Annotated in this window: 1 pseudogene; it reads left to right on the plus strand. The window is 58.8% G+C overall.

Going from position 1 to position 888, the window contains the following annotated elements:
• Nucleotides 1-888 (plus strand): annotated as a pseudogene (locus QKE30_RS10790) (IS3 family transposase); the annotation flags it as partial.

The following is an 888-nucleotide window of genomic DNA, read 5'->3' on the forward strand; positions in this document are numbered from 1 at the left end:
AAGTCCTAGAGATGGTCCGTCTGGAGTCTTGCTCACGGCAACGTGCATACGAGGTAGTCGGAGAGCTCCTTGGCGTGTCCCATCACACGTTGCGCGCCTGGTACCGTGACAGCGTCGCTCATGAGCAGGCCGCTCCAACAGGTGGCGAAACCATGGAAGAAGAGCTCAAACGGCTACGCCGGGAAAACCGCGAGTTGAAGCGAGCCAACGGAATCCTCAAGACTGCCTCGGCTTTTTTCGCGGCGGAACTCGACCGACCCACGACCAGATGATCTCCTATATCGACGAGTACAAGGAGCAATTTGGGGTCGAGGCCATCTGCCGTGTTCTGAAACAAGCAGACCGTGGATTCATCACCTCCCGCGGCTACCGTAAAGCCACCACCCGCGCCCCGAGCGCCAGGGCCTTAAGCGATAGCCTGCTTATCCCAGAGATTCAGCGCGTCCATGCGGAAAACTTCTCGGTCTACGGCATCCGCAAGATGTGGCACGCCATGAACCGTGAGGGCTTTCATATCGGCCGCGACAAGACCGCACGCCTGATGAAACTTGCAGGTGTGTCTGGTCGACGACGTGGACGCACCCCGGTGACCACGATCAGCCCTAAAATGCCGGATCATCGTCCGGATCTTGTGCAGCGAAACTTCCGGGCAACAGCACCCGGGCGGCTGTGGGTCGCCGACATTACCTATGTTCGCACCCTGTCAGGATTCGCGTACACCGCGTTTGTCATTGACGTCTACAGCCGCAAAATAGTCGGTGTTGCCACCCGCTCTACGATGCGCACCGATGCGCTGCCGATGGAGGCACTGGAACATGCATTAACGACTGCCGGTCGAATCCACGGCGACCAGCTGATACACCACAGTGACCGGGGAAGTCAGTACGT

This window comes from Corynebacterium sp. c24Ua_83, from assembly GCF_039907245.1.
Taxonomy (GTDB): domain Bacteria; phylum Actinomycetota; class Actinomycetes; order Mycobacteriales; family Mycobacteriaceae; genus Corynebacterium.